Source organism: uncultured Campylobacter sp. (assembly GCF_937959485.1).
Lineage (GTDB): Bacteria > Campylobacterota > Campylobacteria > Campylobacterales > Campylobacteraceae > Campylobacter_B.
Genome location: NZ_CALGPY010000005.1, coordinates 24,906 through 43,510, shown reverse-complemented (window position 1 = coordinate 43,510; position 18,605 = coordinate 24,906). Strand labels below are relative to the sequence as shown.

The 18,605-nt window shown below is 49.1% G+C and carries 17 protein-coding genes; 5 read left to right on the top strand and 12 right to left on the bottom strand.

Annotated elements, in window-relative coordinates; all coding sequences use genetic code 11:
• Window positions 1-181: 181 nt before the first annotated feature.
• From Q0380_RS02150 to Q0380_RS02095, 12 genes are all read right to left on the bottom strand, one after another.
• The gene (locus Q0380_RS02150; RefSeq protein WP_298959586.1) at window positions 182-850 is read right to left on the bottom strand and encodes a nitrous oxide reductase accessory protein NosL; all 669 of its coding nucleotides are present in this window, start codon (window positions 848-850) and stop codon (window positions 182-184) included.
• Entirely contained in the window at window positions 847-1,674 is an 828-nt protein-coding gene (locus Q0380_RS02145; protein WP_298959583.1) for an ABC transporter permease subunit, read from the bottom strand. Before Q0380_RS02145 ends, Q0380_RS02150 begins: the two co-directional genes overlap by 4 nt.
• A gap of 798 nt (window positions 1,675-2,472) precedes the next feature.
• The gene (locus Q0380_RS02140) at window positions 2,473-3,198 is read right to left on the bottom strand and encodes a hypothetical protein (protein ID WP_298959580.1); all 726 of its coding nucleotides are present in this window, start codon (window positions 3,196-3,198) and stop codon (window positions 2,473-2,475) included.
• Window positions 3,182-3,820, bottom strand: a complete 639-nt coding sequence (locus tag Q0380_RS02135; protein ID WP_298959577.1) for an ABC transporter ATP-binding protein — start codon at window positions 3,818-3,820, stop codon at window positions 3,182-3,184. Before Q0380_RS02135 ends, Q0380_RS02140 begins: the two co-directional genes overlap by 17 nt.
• An 8-nt stretch (window positions 3,821-3,828) precedes the next feature.
• Entirely contained in the window at window positions 3,829-4,731 is a 903-nt protein-coding gene (locus Q0380_RS02130) for a NapH/MauN family ferredoxin-type protein (RefSeq protein WP_298959575.1), read from the bottom strand.
• A gap of 3 nt (window positions 4,732-4,734) precedes the next feature.
• A complete protein-coding gene (locus Q0380_RS02125; RefSeq protein ID WP_298959571.1) occupies window positions 4,735-5,181 on the bottom strand; it encodes a cytochrome C in 447 nt (148 codons plus the stop codon).
• Window positions 5,178-5,795 (bottom strand): hypothetical protein, encoded by a 618-nt coding sequence (locus Q0380_RS02120; protein WP_298959568.1) that lies wholly within the window; start codon window positions 5,793-5,795, stop codon window positions 5,178-5,180. The genes Q0380_RS02125 and Q0380_RS02120 overlap by 4 nt, the downstream gene beginning before the upstream one ends.
• Window positions 5,792-6,616 (bottom strand): 4Fe-4S dicluster domain-containing protein, encoded by an 825-nt coding sequence (locus Q0380_RS02115; RefSeq protein WP_298959567.1) that lies wholly within the window; start codon window positions 6,614-6,616, stop codon window positions 5,792-5,794. The genes Q0380_RS02120 and Q0380_RS02115 overlap by 4 nt, the downstream gene beginning before the upstream one ends.
• A complete protein-coding gene (locus Q0380_RS02110) occupies window positions 6,613-7,818 on the bottom strand; it encodes a nitrous oxide reductase family maturation protein NosD (RefSeq protein ID WP_298959565.1) in 1,206 nt (401 codons plus the stop codon). The genes Q0380_RS02115 and Q0380_RS02110 overlap by 4 nt, the downstream gene beginning before the upstream one ends.
• Window positions 7,815-8,591 carry a hypothetical protein gene (locus Q0380_RS02105; protein ID WP_005870834.1) on the bottom strand — a complete coding sequence of 259 codons (777 nt, stop codon included), beginning with the start codon at window positions 8,589-8,591 and terminating at the stop codon, window positions 7,815-7,817. Before Q0380_RS02105 ends, Q0380_RS02110 begins: the two co-directional genes overlap by 4 nt.
• A 42-nt stretch (window positions 8,592-8,633) precedes the next feature.
• Window positions 8,634-11,225, bottom strand: a complete 2,592-nt coding sequence (gene nosZ, locus Q0380_RS02100; RefSeq protein ID WP_005870833.1) for a Sec-dependent nitrous-oxide reductase — start codon at window positions 11,223-11,225, stop codon at window positions 8,634-8,636.
• A 12-nt stretch (window positions 11,226-11,237) separates the two neighbouring features.
• Window positions 11,238-12,395: a hypothetical protein gene (locus Q0380_RS02095; protein WP_298959562.1), complete on the bottom strand. Its 1,158-nt coding sequence runs from the start codon at window positions 12,393-12,395 to the stop codon at window positions 11,238-11,240.
• A 294-nt stretch (window positions 12,396-12,689) separates the two neighbouring features.
• On the opposite strand from Q0380_RS02095, the gene Q0380_RS02090 reads away from it, so the two are divergent.
• The 5 genes from Q0380_RS02090 (at window position 12,690) to larB (ending at window position 18,528) form a co-directional block, all read left to right on the top strand.
• On the top strand, window positions 12,690-14,357 hold the full coding sequence (locus tag Q0380_RS02090; RefSeq protein WP_295150012.1) for an anaerobic C4-dicarboxylate transporter: 1,668 nt from the start codon (window positions 12,690-12,692) through the stop codon (window positions 14,355-14,357).
• 183 nt (window positions 14,358-14,540) lie between these two features.
• Window positions 14,541-15,791, top strand: coding sequence for a nickel-dependent lactate racemase (gene larA, locus Q0380_RS02085; RefSeq protein ID WP_298959560.1), 1,251 nt, complete (start codon window positions 14,541-14,543; stop codon window positions 15,789-15,791).
• Window positions 15,792-15,793: 2 nt separating this feature from the next.
• Entirely contained in the window at window positions 15,794-17,041 is a 1,248-nt protein-coding gene (larC, locus tag Q0380_RS02080; protein ID WP_298959557.1) for a nickel pincer cofactor biosynthesis protein LarC, read from the top strand.
• Window positions 17,013-17,795: an ATP-dependent sacrificial sulfur transferase LarE gene (gene larE / locus Q0380_RS02075; protein ID WP_298959555.1), complete on the top strand. Its 783-nt coding sequence runs from the start codon at window positions 17,013-17,015 to the stop codon at window positions 17,793-17,795. The genes larC and larE overlap by 29 nt, the downstream gene beginning before the upstream one ends.
• Window positions 17,782-18,528 (top strand): nickel pincer cofactor biosynthesis protein LarB, encoded by a 747-nt coding sequence (gene larB, locus Q0380_RS02070; RefSeq protein WP_298960792.1) that lies wholly within the window; start codon window positions 17,782-17,784, stop codon window positions 18,526-18,528. The genes larE and larB overlap by 14 nt, the downstream gene beginning before the upstream one ends.
• Window positions 18,529-18,605: the final 77 nt, after the last annotated feature.

Below are 18,605 nucleotides of genomic sequence, written 5' to 3'. Positions count from 1 at the left end.
AGAATGTAGCCCTTAATAATATACTAAAAAACTACACTATCTAATTCTTATAGATAAAATTTAACGTGATTGTATTTTTTAATTGCTTTAAATTCCCTTAATAGCGCATTAAAATAAAGATAAAATTTTTATGGATAAAATATACTAAATAGCTGGGTTTAAATTTCGCCAAGCGGCTCGATCATCTTAGATAATCGATTAGCCTAGCGGAGATTTCGCGAAACTGCAAAATTTTATGCCCCTTTTTCTCGCGCATAAAGTCCTGCGCGTCGCGCAATCTTGCAAACGTGATGAGATCGTCGCCTCTGGCGCTTTGCAGCACGCTGCCGAAAACATAAAACGCGTCCTGCGCCCGCAAAATTTCGCCGCTTGCGTAATCGGTGACGTAAAGCTCCGCGCCGCCGAAATTTGCATCGGTGGAATTTACCTCGCGGGAATTTGCGCTAGCGGAATTTGCCTCGCCTAAATTGCCGCTAGCGGGATTTTTGCTCATCAAATTTTCCTCTGCGGAAGCGCCGCCGTTATTGCTGCTCAAGTTTTCACCCTCGAAAAAATATGCAAACATCGCCTTGGGCGAAGCAAACGCGAGCGCGCTGCCGTCTTTGAGCCTTGCATAGGCGCGAAATTCGGGGTGTGCGCTAGTGTCGATGCCGTATTTGGCGCAGGTAAGATTTACGTCTTTAAGCCACGCAGGCTCGCGCGCAGATTTGAAATTTTGTGCCGAGCCGGAGCCCGTACTAGCAGGCGTGCCTAAATTTTGCGCCGAGCCAGAGCTCTGAGCCGCGGAATTTTGCATCTCAGCTGCGCCGCAAAGCGCTATAAATGCCGCCAAAATGAGTGGAAATTTCACGCTAAATCCTTCGATCTAAAGATAAAATAGCCCAAAATCAGGCTCGCAGCGCCCAGCGCGATCGGATAGAGCAGCGAAAAGGCGATGAAAAGCCCACGCCCGAAGTGATCTAGGATAAAATACGCCGTCGTACCGATGACCGCAAGATCGGGATCAAACAGGCTGATAGCGGCGATGCGGAAGTCCTCCATCGGGTTTGCTAGGGCGATCGCAAAGATCAAATTTTCGTTCACTCCCGTTTTTGCGAGCAGTCCGATCAGCACGAGATCCAAAAACGCGAGGCAGAAAAGCCAGACGAAAAACGCGAGCCCAAGCCCCATCTCTTGGCTTTTTGAAACGGCGCAGATCAAAAATGCGATCCCTAAAAACACCGCGCACAAGCTAAAAAGAAGCCCCGTATAAAGCAGGCAGATCGCCCACGGAATGCCCGTGCCTTTGATCGCGCCCCAAACGATCGCAAGCAGCAGCGACAAAAATATCGGCACGAAGACTCCAAATAGCCTTCCCAGCGTCTTTCCGTAATAATACTGCGCCTGCGAGATCGGGAAGCTTAGCAGGTATTCTAGGATATTTAGGTCGCGGTCGGCTAGGATCGCCTTGCTGGTGGTGACGAGCACGAAGACGGGTAGGATGATGATGCAGATCTGAATAAATAGCAGCAGCAGTCGCGAAAGCCCGCTAAAACCGAGTACGCGCGAGTCGGTCACCCCCGTGATGAAAAACGCCGCCACGAGCCCGCTAAAGATCAGCAGATAGAGCAAAAACCAGCGCGAGCGGAAGGACTCTTTGATGTCCAAAGCGGCGATGGTGAGTAAATTTTTCATTCTTTTCCTTTAATTTTCTAAAATAAAGCGATCTTGGGCTTTATACTTGGACTCCGCGCTTAAGCGGACGCGCGCCTTGTCTTAAACGCGCCACCCGTCTTTAAATTTTAGCCTCGTTTTGCGGCGCGGATTTCGCGGCCTTAAATTTTGCCCATCTAGCGTTTAAACAAGCGGCGAAATTTTAAGCTAGTGCGCTCGCGTACTGCGCCTCGCGCATAAATTTTAATTTACAGCTCAGGCTTACGGCGCCTGCAAACAGCGCGCCGTTTGCCGCCCGCTATCCGTCATCTGCCGCAGTTTTAAAATTTAGCCGTTTGAGGGGCCGCTTAAATTTCAGCTTCGTAAAATTTCAAAGCCGGGCGTATCCCGCGGCATAGAATTTTGAAATTCTAAAAATCTCAAGGCAGCGAGATTTTGCGCCGGATAAATTTTAAATTTACGGCGAAATTTTAAATTAGTGCGCTTGCGTAAATTTTAATTCGGCAAAGCGAAATTTTGCGCCGCGCGTTAAATTTAACCGCGTTTCGAGATGAAATTTTGCGGTCGTTTTCTAGACCCATCTCTGCCTCGCGCCCGCCCGCGACCGCGGACCGCGCATAAATTTTAAATTTACGGCTCCGGCTCGCAGTGTGCTTAAACATCGCGTCGTTCAGCATCGCCTATTATCCGTCATTCACGACGCTGCAAAGTAAAATTTCATCTCATCCATGGCGGCACGGGCGGCGCGCTGAAATTTTACGCTTTAAATTTAGCGCAAAAACATGGGCCGCTCAAAATTTCGCTTTAGCCAAAACGTCCTTAATGCGCGTGCCCCGAATGCATATCGTGCGCCGTGCCGTTACTTTCGTGCATATGCCCCATATCGTGCGTCACGCCTTGAGAGTGTGCCGTGCTGCCCGCATCGCCGTGCATGTGCTCCATGCCGTGATCTGAGCCGTGAGCGTGCCCCATACCGCTCATATCATGTTTTGGCTCGCTTGTGCCGCGCTCCGCGGAGTGAGGGTCTTTCATGCCGCCCATATCGCCATGGCCGTGCATGCTTCCCATATCGCCATGCGCATCGCGACCCATATCGCCCATTCCCATTCCGTGCGAGCCGCCGCCTGCTTTAAGCGCCGCGACTACCTGATCGAAGCTGAAGTCTTGCTTGCCCTCTTGCTTGTTTTTAAACGCGCCCCAGCCAAACGACATAGGGGTTTTAAAACCGCGATAAAAGTGCGCCGTGCGTGCGTCGATAAACTCGCCGTTGCCGCTAGCGTCGTTGATGTAAATTTTGGCATCCTCCAGCCAATTTAACTTGTCGTTGGTAACCATAAAATCCACCAAGCAGCCGATGTCGTCAAAGTAGTGGTTTTTGCCGTCCACGCGTACATCCACGCTGAAGCGGTTGTCACTGATCGCCATCTGGCAATGCTCGCATACGTCTCTGTCGTAGTGGACGTTGCCGTAGTCCTTCTCGTCGCCGCAGCCTAAAAACGTAAGCGCCGCAAGTGCGCAAAGTAAAAATTTAAACATTTTTATCATCTACGATCCTCCCTAGATCCATACAAATCATTCTTTTTACCAGCCCTTCAACCTCGTCGAGCCTATGCGAGATAAAGATCAAGCTTCTGTCTTTTGCATACTTACGCAAAAGCGTCTTAAAATGCTCGCGCGCGCTCGGATCGAGATTGGCGGTCGGTTCGTCGAAAATCATCGCCTTGCTAGCTCTGCCGAATGCTAGCGCAATTAAGAATTTCTGCTTCATACCGCCGGATAGCTTATGAAAGGGTTTGTTTAAATTTGAACTCAGATCAAGCTCCATTTCACCGCAAAATTTTACTATATCCGCTCTGCTTGCGTCCGCCGTGCGCTCGGCGAAGTAGATGAGCTCATTTAGGCTCAGCTTAAGCGGCGGCGGGGTTTGCGGCACGAAGCTGATACCGCGTAGCGCGCGGCTGCGCTGCTTAAATGAATCAAATCCGTCGATAGCGACGCTGCCGCTTGTGGGTATGTATTCGCCTAAAATCGTCCGCATCAGCGAGCTTTTGCCCGCTCCGTTTTGCCCGACGAAAAGCACCTGCTCGCCGTCTGCGATATTTAGATCGATATCTTTTAAAACGAATTGATCTGCGAATTTCTTGCTTACGTTTTTAATCTCTATCATAGGCTTCCTTAGATCATATCTTTTAGCTTATTGCCGATACTCAGTGCGTCTTGGTGACACACGTCGATACAGCGTCCGCACAGCGTGCAGTCGATCCCTTTTAACATAAATTTGCTCTTATCGCCCAGGTTTTCGGACGCCTTTTTTTTAGTGATATCCAGTATGTGCGAGACGAAGCAGACGTCTTGGCAAACGCCGCAGTGATCGCACCTACTCTTATCCCAAGTAATCTTGCTTAGGCTTGCTTTTGCCGCAAGCGAATAGGTGCTTCCTAGCGGGCATAGATGCGCGCACCACGCTCGCCTGCTAAAAAACACTTCGAGCAAAAATACAAAAACGATCCAAAGCCCAGCCAGCGAAAAGCCATAGATGATGAGGCGCGATAAAATTCCAACTACGTTAAAAATTTCAAAAACGAGCAGGTCTGTAATGGCGCTTAGCGCTAAAAACACCGCCCAGATCGCATATCGCATACCATGAGGCAATGAGCGCTCCTTGATGACGTGCTTGGCAATTAGCGTATTATGCAGCTTCTCGCCGATCTCGCTAAGCGCTCCGTAAGGGCAGATCCACGAGCAAAACGCCTTGCCTCCCGCGATGAAATAAAACAGCAAGATGGTGCCCGAGCCTATGAGTAGATTTATCGGCAGATCCTTGTGCGCGGCGATCACCTCAAGGGTGGCAAAGGGATCTGCTAGGTGAAAGCCAAGTATTCGCGAGCCGCTGATGTCGCCCTCTAAAATTTGAATATCCGCGCGAAAGGAAAGCACGAAAAGCAGATGCACCAAAAATACCGTGGCGTAGCGCAGCGCCCGAATGCTGGGGCGCAGTTTGCCGCTTTTATTTTTAAGCGCGAAGGTCGAGAAAAAGCTCGTATTTTTGATCGTGCATCGCGAATTATATTTATCCAAGAGCTACTCTTTAAATTTTGAAATTTCATCTGCGAGCTTATCTAGGCTCTCGTCGCTTACGTTGGTTAAAAGTCCGCTCATCAGGCTGTTTTTGATCTTGCCCGCCTTATAATCTTTGAGACTTGCTAAAATTTGATCCTTGCTCTTGCCTCCGATCGGCGGAGCGATCTTGCCGCGTCCGTCATCGCCGTGGCAGGGCGCGCAGCTTACCAGATAGGAGCTGCTAACCTTGAAATCGCGCTCTTTGACGCTTTGCTGCAAAATTTTAATATTTTTCACGTCCTTATCGTCGATGAGATCGACGCTTTTACTCTGCGACGCGGGCTTTGCTTGCGCCTGCGGCTTGACTTCCTGCTGTGGCGCGCTAGAATCGTCCGAACTAGCCATAAAGATCATCAGCGCGATCAGTGCTACACCCAAAATCAAAGCTAAAATTTTGCCCGGTTTCATTTCTGCTCCTTAAATTGTTTGTTGAACTCGTAAATTTCTTTCGCCATCGTCTCTATCTGCTGCTCGCTCATGCCGTTTACGAGCTGCACCATAAGAGGGTTGGGCTTTTCTTTGAATTTATACTTTTTAATCATATCCACGATCTGCGCGTCGGTTTTATCAAGAAGCGATGGGCCGATGATGCCGTTGGCGTAGTCGTCGTGGCACGCTGAACAGCGCAGGATAAAATCATGCCCAAGACGCTTTTTCATCAGGTCGAAATTTAGCTTTTCGTATTGGTTTTTGATGCTTGAATACGCCACGATATTTTTGGTCGTTTCGTTCACATCGCCGTTTAGATTAAAATTTACCTTTCGCTCGCCGTAAAAATCGTAGCTTACGAACTTATCGTCCCGCTTTGGCGCTTCGCCGCTTTTGACGGTGATGCGAGCTCTAGCGGCGGAGCTTTGTTCCACGCTCTGCGATGCGGAATTTACACTCGCGGAATTCTGATCCGCAGAATTTTGCCCTGCGGAATTTGCAGCGGCGGAGCTTGAATCGCCGTCATCTCCGCAGCCGCACAGCAAAAGCGCTGCAGCTAGCGAGCAGATGTAGAATTTAATGGAGCTTTTCATTGTTTTCCTTCATAGATTGATTTGTAATCCGCCCGCGGGAGTATCTCGATGATACGCGCTGGGCAGAGCTCTGCGCACGCGCCGCAGCCGACGCAAGCGCTGCGGATCTGCGGAGCGAAATGCGCGCCTGCTTCTATCATCGCGATGGCATCGAGCGGCTGCGGGTAAGGGCACAGCGACGCGCATAGATCGCAGGGCTTGCCCTCTTTCGCCGCTAGCGCTGAGTTTAGCTCGCGCTCTTGCTCGGTCTTGGCGGGCTTTAGGCGCAGATCGCTAGATTTTAAAACCTGTCCGCGATACGCCAAACAGGCGTCTAAATTTTCGATCACGGCGATACCCATCGCAACCTTTTTAGGCTCGTTAGTCTCGTGGCTGAGCGCGCCGCTTGGACAGGCGAGCACGCAAGGAAGCGCGCCGCAAAGATAGCAGCCTCGCTCTTTGGCGTCGATGACGGGCGTGCCGATGTCAAAAAGATGAGTAATATCCAGCAGATAGATGCTGTGATAGGGGCAGACCTGCACGCATTGACCGCACTTGATACAGCTAGAGCGGAAGCCTCGTTCTGCTAGCGCTCCGGGCGGGCGCAGATATAAAGAGGCGGAATCCCCGCTAGAATTTTCCGCAGAATTTTGTTTTATGGAATTCGGCACGGAATTTCTCCCTGCAGAATTTACGGAATTTGACGCGCCGGAATTCTGCGCTTCGCCGCCCGTAAAATTTACGGAATTTGTGGAATTCTCATCCGCAAATAAGTTCGCTGCCCCGAGTACTCCGAGCGCTCCGCCGAGTAGTTTTATCGCTTCGCGTCTATTCTTTATCATTGCCTCATCCTAGGTTTTGGATCTTTTAGCAGTAGCTCAGGTTCGGAAAACGGAGCGAGCTTGGAGATGAAATTTAAAAGCGCGATCCCGCTGGAGCCGTAAAAAAACCGCACATTCGGTTTATACGCCCAAAGCCTATCCGCGTAGGCGTATGAGCTGTAGCTAACGTCGCCGTAACCGTCGCCGTCGCGGTCAAATCCGTCGTAATCGTCGAAGTAGTTGCCACTCCATTCGTTTTGCAAGAGCTTGGATTGGGGCGTATCGTTCAGTACGATCTCCATATTGCCTTTAAATTTATTGTTTTTAAATACGCTTTTTAGCTGCGTGGCGTGGAATTGCACGCCGATGCTGTTATATTCGATATCGTTGTTTTCAAAAACGTTAAGTGAGCCCGGCTGGTAGGGGGATTGATCCAGATAAAATCCGCGGGCGTTGTAGATGACTTTATTGTCGGTGATTGTAAAATTTGAGCTATCCTTCATACCGATGCCTACGCCGTAAGCGCCGTCCGCGTTGCGCACGACGTTACGCCTGGCGATATTGTCGCTTGAAAACATAAAAAATAATCCCACGCTGTTGCCGTCGTAGTAGTTATCCTCCACGACGTTATGCCCGGAGTTCATAAAGTGCAGAGAATAGCGACAGCTATGGCCTTTGTTGCCTGCGACGAGATTGCCGTTAGAGAAGTAAAAAACGGTGTCGCGGACGTTGTGGACGTCGTTATTTAAAATTTTATTGGCATTGGAATACCAAAGCTTGATGCCGTCTCCTTTGAAACTCGTGCGGTAGGTATTGCTTGAAATTTCGTTGCCCTCGATCGTTACGTCGTTTGCCTTGCTTAGCACGACGCCGTAGAGCACGTCTTTGATGAGATTATTTTTTATGATTACGCTGTTTACGTCGCTTACGTTGATCCCCGCATCTTCGCTAAGATGCTCGAAGCCTCCATTTTGGATTGTTAAATTCTTGATTGTAACATGCGGAGAGCGGACGCGGATCACCGTTCCGTTGCGATCGCCTATGATCACGGCGGAGCGGTCTAGTCCGTCGATAGTAAGGGGTTTATCGATTAAAACATTGCCGTGGTATTCGCCTGCGGCTAGCTCGATAATATCGCCCGCTTTTGCGCTATCGATCGCGTCTTGAAGCTCGCCCGCGCCTAAGCTTAGCGCGAGCGAGAATGCTAGAAGCAAAAGCCTCATCTATGCTCTCGTAGAAATTTTTTCTTAGATAGTAGAGCTAACGCCGATAGCAGCGACAGGGCCAGCATTAGCCAAAAGCCAAGAGCCGGATATGAATGGGTAGTAAAATGCGCCACGCTGCCGTCGCCAAACGCCGTAGGCATAAAAGGCTTTATTTTAAACGCGCCCCAGTCTTGCAGGTTGTGCCCGAACCAATACAGCCAGCCCACGTAGCAGCCGATGAAAATAAGCGGCGCAATGATCGGCAGGATCATAAGCAGAGTCTGCCCCTTGCCGTCGTAGTATAAAAACGCAAGCATACCGATCGTAGCGATTATGAGATAATACGGCGATAGCGAGTGCTCGAGCGTGCCGCCGCGCCAGACGGGATACATGCCGATATAATGATTTAAGGTATTCATCTCGCCGACATCGCCGCTAAAGCCGTCAACGTGGACGTAAAGTGGAATTCCATCGGGGAAGGCCTCTTTTGGATAGTTCGGCGCTTCAAGTGAAATTTTCCACACCGGTATGCTAGGGACCCCCACTTCAAATTTATGCTCCAGCATCGCGCCTAGATCGTTTTTAACATCACTAGGAATTAGGTGATTTTTATACGATGCTTTTGTATAAAAATTCCATATCGGCGCGGAGTATGCGGGCAGCTGCGAGACGCTGCTAACCTGCCCCGATACGATTTTGCCTTGGACTTTGAAAAATCCGAGCGTAGGGATGGTAAAAGCGACCGTCATAATAAGCAGCGCTAAAATCGCGTAAATTTTATATTTTGGCATTTCGTCTCCTTTAAATTCTCCCCCTTGCGGGGGAGAGTGGGGCTAGTTAAGACCCGCGTTCTCATCGACCCATTTTAGGTATTCGATGATATCTTTGATCTCTTCGTCTTTCATATGCTGATTTGGCATGCGAAGGTTGAAGTAATTTATCATTGCCTTAACGTAGTCGTCTTCGTAGAATTTAGCAGGGTCTTTGATGAAATCGGCTACCCATTTCTCGCCGTTTTCGTGGCGAAGTAGGACGCCCGTTAGATCAGGACCCGAGCTTACTTGACCGATGACGTGGCAGCCGTTGCAGCCTCCGCGTAGGTAAGCCTTCTCGCCGTTAGACGCAGCCTCGCTCATAGGAGTGGAGAGCTCGCGGATTAGGTTGTTTTTAGCGCGAAGTCCGACATCCGCGGTTTTTACTAAATACTGCCAAACTTGACCTTCCCAAAGTATCGCGCCGTTCATATCGCCTGCTTTTACCGCGGCGTCTGCCTTGGCTTTGGTTTCAGGAATTTTGCCGTATTGATCTAGCGCGTCATCGACTAAAGCCTTGACCTTAGGATATTTCTCGTAGTTTTTCTCTTTTAAGAATTTAACGACTGATTGGATAACGTCGTCGGTGGCTTTATTCGTAGCTACTACCTTGTCGTATTCAGCTTTTAGAGCTTCTGGGCTAAGAGCTTTTAGCATAGAAGCTTTAGCTGAAGTGTATTTTTTATTCGGATCTTTTACGTATAGATATCCGAACATCTCAAGGTGCAGCGCAGAGCAGAATTCCGTGCAGTAGAAAGGAAATACGCCTTCTTTATCTGCGATGAAATTTACGCTCGCAGTCTTACCCGGCTCAAGTGACATATGCAAATCGTAATCATCAACCGTAAAGCCGTGAGTTTCATCCTCGGCACGCTCTAAATTTGTCATATAGATCGTTACGTTATCGTCCTTATTAACCTCGATGTGCTCAGGATTAATATGGCTGCGGATCGCCGTAGCATAGACTTTTACGTTTTTGCCGTCGCGCTCGATGCGCTCTTGACCAGCTAGCGTCATAGCAGGGTGTTGTTTGCCGGTGCGGGAGTTTGTTCCCATAGTATAGGTAGGTTTCGTATGAAGCTTGCTCGCAGCGATAGAAACTACGTCATGTGGCTCACCTAGACCGATAGGAAGATCGTAAAGCATCTCCATTTTAGGTCCTGTAATGTCGATGAGCTGGTGGTTTTGCGGATGAAGCGGTCCGATAGGATTAAATCTATCGATCGAAAGCTTATCCAGCGCGATTACGTATTTGCCGACAGGCTTAGAGGATTTGCCCTCCATAGAATCAAGGTGTCCGATATTGTAGTGGACGTTGATCCTATCTAAAACCTTTAGCGTCTTGTAGTTCCATTTTACGATCTGGCTATCAACGTAAAGCGATGTATAGATTACGCCATCTTGCGAATCGAAGGTATTATGCAAAGGTCCAAGACCAAGCTCTGCTTGTCCGTGAAGCGTCTTTTGCATATCTAAGATCGGAATTCCGTATGGATCCTTGCCTGCATATTCTTTCTTATCAATTAGCTCTTTGATCTTTTTGAAATCATAAACGCTAGCGTGAGTATCTAGTTTACCGCCGATGATGATATAGCGACCATCAGGGCTAACGTCAACGCCGTGAGGAGATTTAGCCTCAGGGATCAAAAATAGCGCTCCCGCTTTTACGGCGGCGTCTATCGTAACGATCCTATGTCCGTTTACAACCTTGTAGTTTTTGCTGTCTTGAGCAAGTTTTTCTAGAATTTGCCAGTTATAAACGTGCAAGTAGTCGGTGTCGTTGCGGCTCATACCGGCTTCCATCGGAGGCAGACCCTTTTCGATGCCGCCTGTGTACATTTCGGAGTTGAAGCTGTTGGTAAACGCCCAGCCAAAGCTCTCGCCCTTACCTGCGTCACTTAGATCTTGCATATATGGAGGAAGCTCTAGAGAAAAGGATTTATTTACGTCGATTTTGCCTTTATCGTAGTCAAATTTCCATAGCGTTACCGCGCCGCGATAGACTGCTTGATACTCCTCGATTGGGTGCCAGTCATTATCGAAAGGGGCTGCGTATTGGCTGGTTTCTATGACGTATTCGGTATTAGGCGTTACGAAAGAGCCGCCGTGATCGCTTTTGATTACGGGATTTACGACTATTTGAGTAGTTTCGAAATCGGATAAATTTATAACCGCGATTCTTGGATTCGCCTTATCGTTGATAAAGAGATAATCGCCCACATACTCGCCGTTTTTTTCGCTGAAATTTGGATGGTGAGTATCGCCCCAGTTGATCTCTTTGCCGTTAATGGAGCCCGATCTTAAGACCGCCTTACTCTCCTCATCAAAGCCGTATCCCTGCCAAGGCTCCGGTGTAAATACGCCAATATATTTGTAGATCCTCATCGACGGCACGCCGTAAACGATCACCTGTCCGCTTTGACCGCCGGAGGAGAAGACCATATAATCGTCCTTCCTACCGGTCGGCTGATAGGTCTTAGCCGCCGCCAAAACGTCTTTTTCGCTTAAATTTCGTTCTTTCATCACGCGCTCTAAGTCGCTATCTGCGGCACACAGGGCGCTTGCGGCGAACAAAACCGAGCCCAAAAGCACGGGTTTGAAACTTTTTAACATACTAATCCTTTCTTAGAATTTTAAAATTTTACCTGATTTGCTGACTACGAGGATCGCATCCCCGTCTGCGTACATCGCTAAAAATTCGCTTTTTAAATCCACAACCTCCTTTAATCCTGCTTTTTGATTTTCGTAAATTTTATCTTTAGTAGCGATAAACTGCGTGCTGCGGGCGCACACGATGGATTTAATCCAAGAGCCCACGCTTTTGCGCTCGCCGCTTTTTAAATTTATAAAGCTCCCCTCTATGTCGCCTGCAAATAGCGTCCCGTCGCAGTCTGCAAGCGCAGTGGCGATAGAGCCGCTTAAATTTTTATCGCCAGCTTCGACTGAAATTTCGCTTTGAGTTTTAAGCCCCTCGTCTTGAAATTTTGCGCCTTTGAATTCTGAGCTTTGAAATTCCGCGCTCTTTGCGCCGCCAGCTTTCGTTTCGTTTGGCTCGGAGCCTTGCGCACTTTTCGTGCTATTAAATTCTGCATCTTTAAATTTCACGCTATCAAGCTCTCCCTGCGCAGCGCGACTAGGCGCTGTATCAATGCCGCTAAATTTGGTCGCGACAAGATCCGCGCTAAAACAGGCTATGCCGTCCCAGCTTGCGACGCAAAGTCTGTTAGCGCCTAGGCTAATGGCATTGATCCTGCCGTAATGAAGCGAAATTCCGCGCATCCCGTCGGGGGCGGAATTTTTATTCAAAGATTGCCCGTTTGCGGTGGAATTCTCGCCTGGGGCGTAGCCGCCGCCTACGCCTCTATCGGGGTCTTCGCCTAATCTTATTAGTTGATTCTTATCTACTACCGCGTAAATCGCGTCTTTTGCTGCGTAAATCGCATCTATTTGGGCTGTGCCGCTACGCCCCGTCTTAAGCGCGCGTAGAAACTTTAATCTGTCGTTTAGCACCGCGATTTCGGCTCCGCCCCAAGCTAGATAAATTTTGCCGTTTTTGAAATTTAGAGCCGTAATTTCGTTATCGCTGTATTTTTGCGCGAACTCCACGTTCCATTTGGCAGTATCAAACATCCTAAGCTCGCCGCCATTGCCGTATAAAAGTAGTCGGTGCGAGCTTGCGTCGAATGCGCCCAGACGCAGCGTGGCATTTAGATCAAAGCTGCCTGCTGTTGCCATCTGCGATAAACAAATCAAAAAAGCAATACAAAATTTTATAAAATTCATCTCAATCCGCTCTTTGTGAAATGATACTACCCCAAGGCTTAAAAATCGGTTTAAAGCTTGAGCTATAATGGAATTCTAAGATTTCTTAAAAGTTGCGAAATTCTATGATATAAAAACAGCTCTAAGTGAAATTTTATTTTTCACATTTCGCTATAAATTCTGCTTTAAAATTATAATTTCAGTAAATTTTATTTTGATAGATTTTTACAATTTGCAACGCTCCTTTAATTTTGTTTAAATAAAAAGTTAGTATAATCGCCAAAGTTTGTTTTAAATTTTACTGAAGGAGAAACTATGGAGTTTCTGACAAGTTTGTCTGAAAGCACTCAATTCTTTTTGCAGCTCATTATAGTCTTGGGCTGTTTATTTTACGGTGCTAAAAAAGGCGGTATGGCGCTGGGAATTCTAGGCGGTATAGGCTTAGTGATCTTAGTGTTTGGATTTAGATTAGAGCCGGGTAAGCCGGCAGTGGATGTTATTTTAACTATCCTCGCAGTTGTCGTAGCAAGTGCAACGCTACAGGCTACGGGAGGACTTGATGTAATGCTTCAAATAGCGGAGAAATTGCTTCGTAAGCATCCAAAGATGGTTTGTATCATCGCTCCAACTGTTGCGTGGACGCTTACAATCTTATGTGGAACCGGACACACCGTCTATACGCTACTTCCGATCATCTATGACGTAGCTATTAAAAATGGAATTCGCCCTGAGCGCCCGATGGCTGCTTCTACGATCTCCTCGCAGCTTGCTATCATCGCTAGCCCCGTTTCGGTTGCCGGCGTTTCGATGGTCGCGATCTTGCTAGGTCAAGGCGTGCATATCGAGGGCTTTAGTACGTATTTGGATCTGCTAAAACTCACTATCCCTTCTACTTTCATCGGTATGCTTGCGATCGGAACGTGGTCGATTTTTAGAGGTAAAGATCTAGATAAAGATCCGGAATTCCAAGAAAAGATCAAAGACCCAGAGCAGAAAAAATATATCTACGGCGAAAGCACGACCTTGCTAGGTCAAAAGCTTCCTAGGATTAAGTGGATCTGCATGTGGATATTCTTAGCCACTATTGCGCTAGTTGCGGTTTTAGGTTACGAGAAAAGCTTGCGCCCTGCGTGGACTAAAAATGTCCCTGGCAAATCCGTAGAGATCATCGTCGATAAAAAAACGGTCAAAAACATCACGATCAAAGATGGTCAGGTTATCTCCATGGTGGATGGCGGTAAGGTCGTCTCAAACGTCAAAGAGTCTAAAGCCAAAGATGCGACGAAATTTAATAGCGTCGAAATTTACGACAAAGATAAAAAGCTTACCCAAAGCATCGTCGCTCAAGACGGAAACGTCGTCATCACGACAGGCGATAAGAGCGAAAGCATCGCAAATGCAAGCATTGTCGTAAAAGATACGATGAAAAAGACCACAAATTTGAATATGGTCTTAACCATTCAAATTTTCATGCTCCTAGCGGCGTCCATCATGATGATCGCTTCTGGTATTAAAGCGGGCAATATCGCTAAAAACGAAATTTTTCATAGCGGTATGATTGCACTCGTGGCGATTTATGGAATTTCATGGATGGCAGAGACTATGTTTACTGCTCATATCGAAATGCTTAAGGCATCCCTTGGCGAGGTCGTTAAGGCCTATCCATGGACCTATATCATCGTCTCTTTGCTCATCAGTAAATTTTTAAATTCCCAAGCTGCGGCTATCGCAACCTTCGTTCCACTCGCCGTCACTATCGGCATTGATCCGGGTCTAATCATCGCATTTGCACCGGCTTGCTACGGATACTATATCCTACCTACCTATCCGAGCGATCTTGCGGCGATCCAGTTCGACCGCTCGGGCACCACGCATATCGGAAAATTCGTCATCAACCATAGCTTCATTTTCCCTGGCTTGATCGGCGTTCTTACTGCTTGCGGTGTGGGCTTTGTGCTTGCGCATCTTTACGGCTATTTATAATAGTTATGCTCGCGGGCAGACGGCTCGCGAGCTTTAAATTTCAAATCCCAGCGGCTTTTTAAAATTTTATAAAATTTTGAAATTCTAAAGCTTTCTAAATTCCGTTCATAACCCGCACGAGGCTAATTCGTTTTAAATAAAATTTACGTTATAATCCCGCCAAATTCCACACAGGAGGCAGATATGCAAATCCCTATCGCATACGGCAAAGATGATCATCTAAGTCTAGAGATAAACGAGAAAAATTTGCTCGGCGTTTTCGATCCAAACCCCGTGGCTAAATTTGACGAAACGGCGCTCATCGCAAAGGCTCTAGCAAATCCGATAAATCAAAAAAGCTTTGACGAGTTTATAGCAGGCGATGAAAAGATCGTAATCATCGTAAACGACGGCACGCGCCCGACGCCGACGGCAAAAATTTTAAAGCAAATTTACCCGAAAATCCGCGAGAAAAATAAAATTTTCATCATCGCCACGGGCTGCCACAGGCAGTGCTCGCTCGATGAGTACGAGATGATCTTCGGCAAAGAAATTTACGCGGAGATCAGAGCCAAAAACGAAGTTCACGATCACGACTCCAAGCACGACGAGATGGTCTTTTTAGGCGAGAGCAAAAACGGCACGCAGATGTATCTAAACAAAGCCGTTGCAGAGGCGAAAAAGGTGATCGTCATAGGTTCGGTCGAGCCGCACTATTTCGCGGGCTACACGGGCGGCAGAAAGGCCTTTTTGCCGGGCACCGCGTCGTACGAGAGCATCACGCAAAATCACAAGCTCGCCCTAAGCGCCGACGCGCAAGCTCTGCGCCTAGAGGGGAACCCAGTGCACGAGGATATGATCGACGCGATGAAGGTGCTCGCGCACATCGACGTTTTTTCGATCCAGACGGTACTTGACAGCGAGCACGGCGTGTATTACGCAAGCGCTGGCGATCTAAACGATAGCTTTTACGACTGCGTCAAAAAGGCCGACGAGGTATTTTGCGTAAATATCCCGCGCAAGGCCGACATCGTGATCTCGGTCGCGCCCTATCCGATGGACGTCGATCTATATCAAGCTCAAAAAGCCCTAGATAACGGCAAACTAGCGCTCGCTGAAGGGGGAATTTTAATAATGGTCGCAAAATGCCGCACGGGCATCGGACCAAAGCCGTTTTTTGATCTGATGGCCTCCGCCGATACGCCCAAAAAGGTGCTAGAAAAGATCAGCGCGGGCTTTAAGCTCGGCTATCACAAGGCCGCTAAAATGGCCGAAATCTCGCTCTGGGCGCAGACTTGGGCAGTATCGGATCTTAGCGACGATGAGATGCGAGCCGTACACCTAAAGCCGTATCACGACATCCAAAAGGCCGTGGACGACGCGCTCGCGCAAAAGGGCGCGGACGCAAAAATCATCATCCTGCCGTTTGGCTCGATGACGGTGCCTAAGGCCTAGGCTTGGTTAAAATTTTATATTACGACGCGAGCGCTGGCATCAGCGGCGATATGAACTTAGCCGCGCTGGTGGAGCTTGGCGTGGATTTTGGCTATCTTTGTGCCGAGCTAGAGAAGTTAAATTTAAACGGCGAATTTAAGCTGGAGCGCAAAAACGTGCTAAAAAACGGCATCGCCGCTACTAAAATCGACGTCGTGCCGCTAAAATCGCAGCCTCACGCCAGAAGCTACGCGGGTATCAGGCAAATTTTAGAGAGTTCAAATTTAAGCCGGAACTGCAAGCAAAGAGCGGGCGCGATATTTCGCACGATCGCGCAGGCGGAGGCCAAAGTCCACGGTACGGACGTAGAGCGGGTGCATTTTCATGAGATCGGCGCGATAGATAGTATCGCGGACATCGCGGGCGCGGCGATCTGTCTTGAGTATCTTTTTGAAAATTTAGGCGTCTTGCGCGTCGTAAGCTCCAAAATCGAGCTTGGCGGCGGCGTAGCAATCTGCGATCACGGCGCGCTTAGCGTGCCGGCACCTGCCGTTTGCGAAATTTTAAAAGGTGTGCCCGTAAGCCTCGGACGCGCAAATTTCGAGATGACTACGCCCACGGGCGCGGCGATTTTAAAGGCCTGCGCGGACGAATTTACGGACGGCGCGAGCTTTAAAATAGAAAAAATCGGCTACGGCGCTGGCGGCAAAGACGCCGCGGGCTTTGCAAACGTGCTTCGCGCGATGATTTGCGAGGCGGATGAAAATTTGAACGATGAAAGCGGCAAGCCAAATTTAATCGAAAAAGCCGGCTACGGTGAGGCTTGCAAGCAAATTTTAATCTCCACCAACATCGACGATATGGATGCCGAGAGCTTTGCCTTTGCGTGCGAAATTCTGCGCGAAAACGGCGCGCTGGACGTATTTAGCCGCTCTATTTTTATGAAAAAGGGGCGCATGGGCTTTGAGCTAAACGCGCTGTGCCGCAAGCAGGACGCGCAAAATTTAAAGGATCTGATATTTACGCATACGACGGCGATTGGCGTTCGCGAGATAGAGGTTGCTAAAACCGAGCTAAAACGCGAGTTTGTGCGGGTGCAGACGAAATTCGGCGAGATAGGGCTTAAAATTTCCGGCACCTGCCAAACGCAAAAGGCAAAGCCCGAATTTGAAGACTGCAAGGCTGCGGCGCTCGCGCACGGCACGACGATCGAGCGGGTGCGAAAAGAGGCGCTGAAAATCTATGACGAAACTAGAAAAACTAAAGGTTGATCTGCGCGGGCTGGGCGAGCTAGCAGTCGCATTTAGCGGCGGTGCGGACAGCTCGCTGCTGCTGCGCGCGGCACACGATGCGCTGGGTGAGCGCGCGATCGGCATAACGATCAGATCGCCCTACATGTCCTCGCGAGAGATCGCCGAAGCCGTGGAATTTGCTAGCATCTACGGCATCCGACACGAAATTTTAGAGCTAGGCGTCGCGGAGGATATCAAAAATAACCCCGAAAACCGTTGCTATCTGTGCAAAAAGGCGGTGTTTTCGCGCCTGATAGAGCGCGCCCGTGAGCTTGGCTTTAGCCGCGTCGCAGACGGCACGAACCGCGATGATCTAGGCGAATATCGCCCGGGGCTCAAAGCAAAAGAGGAGCTGGGCGTACTATCGCCGCTAATAAATTTAACCAAATCCGAGATCCGCGAGCTCTCGCGCGAGTTAAATTTACCCACTGCCGAAAAACCCGGCTACGCGTGCTTGCTAACGCGTCTACCGCACGGACGCGAGATCAATGAGAGCGAGCTAAATTTGATAGAAGTGGCGGAAAATCTACTCATCGCAAACGGCTACGCAAACGTCCGCGCGCGGTGCGACCGCAAAAATATAAAGCTGGAAATGCCCTTTTCTAGCATGCGAGACTTCCTAAACGACGCTAAATTTAAAAGCGTCGTTAGGCAGCTCGTGACGCTGGGCGCAGCGGAGGTGACGCTTGATCTAAAGGGGCTTAGAGAGGATGTTTTGCATGAGAGAGGATGAAATTTTAGAGCTTTTTGTTGGGATAAAAAGCGGCCGCGTGAGCGAGCAAGAGGCGCTAAAATACCTAAAAAACTACCCTTACGAGGACGTGGGCTGCGCTAAGATCGACACTCAGCGCGTCCTGCGAAACGGCGCGGGCGAAGTGATCTACGGCGAGGGCAAGACGGATGATGAAATTTTACGCATCGCTGGTGCGATCGGCGCGAGAGGGCAAAATATCCTAATCACGCGCACGAACGAGCGGGTTTTTAAGCGGGTGCGCGAGGCGTTGCCGCAGGCGGAGTTTAACGCTCGCGGCCGCGTCATCAGCGTCAAATTTAAAGAGCCCGCGCTCACGCAAAGCTACATCGCGATAGTATCTGCCGGCACCGCCGACGGCGCGGTAGTGGAGGAGGCGTACGAGACGGCGAGATTTCTAGGCAACGACGCGCGCAAATTTAGCGACGCGGGCGTGGCGGGACTGCATAGACTGATCGCAAATTTAGAGCAGATACGCGGCGCAAAGGTCGTGATCGCGGTGGCGGGCATGGAGGGCGCGCTAGCTAGCGTGCTGGCAGGGCTTGTTGGCGTGCCGGTGATCGCGGTGCCCACCAGCGTGGGATACGGCGCGAGTTTTGGCGGACTGGCGGCGCTGCTAGCGATGCTAAACAGCTGCGCAAACGGCGTGAGCGTCGTAAATATCGACAACGGCTTTGGCGCCGCGTATAACGCGAGCCTGATAAATCATCTATAAATTTACGCCAGCGCGTAAACGAATAAACGGCCTAAATTTGAGTGCGAGAGCCTATCGATCACAGAAGCAAACCGCAA

Bases quoted from the DNA above. Each gene is read 5' to 3' on its own strand.
- Q0380_RS02145 (WP_298959583.1), bottom strand. From the start codon at position 1,674: ATGAAAAATTTACTCACCATCGCCGCTTTGGACATCAAAGAGTCCTTC.
- Q0380_RS02140 (WP_298959580.1), bottom strand. From the start codon at position 3,198: ATGATAAAAATGTTTAAATTTTTACTTTGCGCACTTGCGGCGCTTACG.
- Q0380_RS02135 (WP_298959577.1), bottom strand. From the start codon at position 3,820: ATGATAGAGATTAAAAACGTAAGCAAGAAATTCGCAGATCAATTCGTT.
- Q0380_RS02125 (WP_298959571.1), bottom strand. From the start codon at position 5,181: ATGAAACCGGGCAAAATTTTAGCTTTGATTTTGGGTGTAGCACTGATC.
- Q0380_RS02120 (WP_298959568.1), bottom strand. From the start codon at position 5,795: ATGAAAAGCTCCATTAAATTCTACATCTGCTCGCTAGCTGCAGCGCTT.
- Q0380_RS02115 (WP_298959567.1), bottom strand. From the start codon at position 6,616: ATGATAAAGAATAGACGCGAAGCGATAAAACTACTCGGCGGAGCGCTC.
- Q0380_RS02110 (WP_298959565.1), bottom strand. From the start codon at position 7,818: ATGAGGCTTTTGCTTCTAGCATTCTCGCTCGCGCTAAGCTTAGGCGCG.
- Q0380_RS02105 (WP_005870834.1), bottom strand. From the start codon at position 8,591: ATGCCAAAATATAAAATTTACGCGATTTTAGCGCTGCTTATTATGACG.
- nosZ (WP_005870833.1), bottom strand. From the start codon at position 11,225: ATGTTAAAAAGTTTCAAACCCGTGCTTTTGGGCTCGGTTTTGTTCGCC.
- Q0380_RS02095 (WP_298959562.1), bottom strand. From the start codon at position 12,395: ATGAATTTTATAAAATTTTGTATTGCTTTTTTGATTTGTTTATCGCAG.
- Q0380_RS02090 (WP_295150012.1), top strand. From the start codon at position 12,690: ATGGAGTTTCTGACAAGTTTGTCTGAAAGCACTCAATTCTTTTTGCAG.
- larA (WP_298959560.1), top strand. From the start codon at position 14,541: ATGCAAATCCCTATCGCATACGGCAAAGATGATCATCTAAGTCTAGAG.
- larE (WP_298959555.1), top strand. From the start codon at position 17,013: ATGACGAAACTAGAAAAACTAAAGGTTGATCTGCGCGGGCTGGGCGAG.
- larB (WP_298960792.1), top strand. From the start codon at position 17,782: ATGAGAGAGGATGAAATTTTAGAGCTTTTTGTTGGGATAAAAAGCGGC.